This window comes from Bacillus sp. 165 (assembly GCF_017742235.1).
GTDB lineage: Bacteria > Bacillota > Bacilli > Bacillales > Bacillaceae_G > JAGHKQ01.
On the sequence record NZ_JAGHKQ010000029.1, the window covers coordinates 1 to 2,739 of the forward strand.

Annotated in this window: 1 rRNA gene; it reads right to left on the reverse strand. The window is 53.2% G+C overall.

Annotation, left to right across the window (positions count from 1 at the left end):
- Positions 1 to 2,739, reverse strand: a 23S ribosomal RNA gene (locus J7Q84_RS18045); the annotation flags it as partial.

A 2,739-nucleotide genomic window follows, 5' to 3' on the forward strand; every position in this document is an offset into this window, starting at 1 on the left:
TTGGTTAAGTCCTCGATCGATTAGTATCCGTCAGCTCCATACGTCGCCGCACTTCCACCTCGGACCTATCAACCTGATCATCTTTCAGGGATCTTACTAGCTTGACGCTATGGGAAATCTCATCTTGAGGGGGGCTTCATGCTTAGATGCTTTCAGCACTTATCCCGTCCATACATAGCTACCCAGCGATGCTCTTGGCAGAACAACTGGTACACCAGCGGTATGTCCATCCCGGTCCTCTCGTACTAAGGACAGCTCCTCTCAAATTTCCTGCGCCCACGACGGATAGGGACCGAACTGTCTCACGACGTTCTGAACCCAGCTCGCGTACCGCTTTAATGGGCGAACAGCCCAACCCTTGGGACCGACTACAGCCCCAGGATGCGATGAGCCGACATCGAGGTGCCAAACCTCCCCGTCGATGTGGACTCTTGGGGGAGATAAGCCTGTTATCCCCGGGGTAGCTTTTATCCGTTGAGCGATGGCCCTTCCATGCGGAACCACCGGATCACTAAGCCCGACTTTCGTCCCTGCTCGACTTGTAGGTCTCGCAGTCAAGCTCCCTTATGCCTTTACACTCTTCGAATGATTTCCAACCATTCTGAGGGAACCTTTGGGCGCCTCCGTTACATTTTAGGAGGCGACCGCCCCAGTCAAACTGCCCACCTGACACTGTCTCCCACCCCGATCAGGGGTGCGGGTTAGAACTTCAATACAGCCAGGGTAGTATCCCACCGATGCCTCCACCGAAGCTGGCGCTCCGGTTTCAACGGCTCCTACCTATCCTGTACAAGCTGTACCAAAATTCAATATCAGGCTACAGTAAAGCTCCACGGGGTCTTTCCGTCCTGTCGCGGGTAACCTGCATCTTCACAGGTACTATAATTTCACCGAGTCTCTGGTTGAGACAGTGCCCAAATCGTTACACCTTTCGTGCGGGTCGGAACTTACCCGACAAGGAATTTCGCTACCTTAGGACCGTTATAGTTACGGCCGCCGTTTACTGGGGCTTCGATTCAAAGCTTCGCTTGCGCTAACCTCTCCTCTTAACCTTCCAGCACCGGGCAGGTGTCAGCCCCTATACTTCGCCTTACGGCTTCGCAGAGACCTGTGTTTTTGCTAAACAGTCGCTTGGGCCTTTTCACTGCGGCTCTCCCGGGCTTGCACCCAAAAGAGCACCCCTTCTCCCGAAGTTACGGGGTCATTTTGCCGAGTTCCTTAACCAGAGTTCTCTCGCTCACCTTAGGATTCTCTCCTCGCCTACCTGTGTCGGTTTGCGGTACGGGCACCATTTACCTCGCTAGAAGCTTTTCTTGGCAGTGTGGAATCAGAAACTTCGCCCCGAAGGGCTTCGCCATCACAGCTCCGCCTTCACGATGAGCGGATTTGCCTACTCATCAGCCTAACTGCTTGGACGTGCACGACCAGCGGCACGCTACTCCTATCCTCCTGCGTCCCTCCATCGCTCAAACGGTAAAGAGGTGGTACAGGAATATCAACCTGTTGTCCATCGTCTACGCCTATCGGCCTCGACTTAGGTCCCGACTAACCCTGAGCGGACGAGCCTTCCTCAGGAAACCTTAGGCATTCGGTGGATGGGATTCTCACCCATCTTTCGCTACTCATACCGGCATTCTCACTTCTAAGCGCTCCACCAGTCCTTCCGATCTGGCTTCACCGCCCTTAGAACGCTCCCCTACCACTGACACCATACGGTGTCAATCCACAGCTTCGGTGATACGTTTAGCCCCGGTACATTTTCGGCGCGGAGTCACTCGACTAGTGAGCTATTACGCACTCTTTAAATGGTGGCTGCTTCTAAGCCAACATCCTAGTTGTCTAAGCAACTCCACATCCTTTTCCACTTAACGTATACTTTGGGACCTTAGCTGGTGATCTGGGCTGTTTCCCTTTTGACTACGGATCTTATCACTCGCAGTCTGACTCCCAAGGATAAGTCATTGGCATTCGGAGTTTGACTGAATTCGGTAACCCGATGGGGGCCCCTAGTCCAATCAGTGCTCTACCTCCAAGACTCTCACACTTGAGGCTAGCCCTAAAGCTATTTCGGGGAGAACCAGCTATCTCCGAGTTCGATTGGAATTTCTCCGCTACCCACACCTCATCCCCGCACTTTTCAACGTGCGTGGGTTCGGGCCTCCATCCAGTGTTACCTGGACTTCACCCTGGACATGGGTAGATCACACGGTTTCGGGTCTACGACCACGTACTATACGCCCTATTCAGACTCGCTTTCGCTGCGGCTCCGTCTCTTCAACTTAACCTTGCACGGGATCGTAACTCGCCGGTTCATTCTACAAAAGGCACGCCATCACCCGTTAACGGGCTCTGACTACTTGTAAGCACACGGTTTCAGGTTCTCTTTCACTCCCCTTCCGGGGTGCTTTTCACCTTTCCCTCACGGTACTGGTTCACTATCGGTCACTAGGGAGTATTTAGCCTTGGGAGATGGTCCTCCCTGCTTCCGACGGAATTTCACGTGTTCCGCCGTACTCAGGATCCACTCAAGAGGGAACGAAGTTTCGACTACAGGGTTGTTACCTTCTGTGACGAGCCTTTCCAGACTGCTTCATCTACCTCGTTCCTTTGTAACTCCGTATAGAGTGTCCTACAACCCCGAGAGGCAAGCCTCTCGGTTTGGGCTATATTCCGTTTCGCTCGCCGCTACTCAGGAAATCGCGTTTGCTTTCTCTTCCTCCAGGTACTTAGATGTTTCAG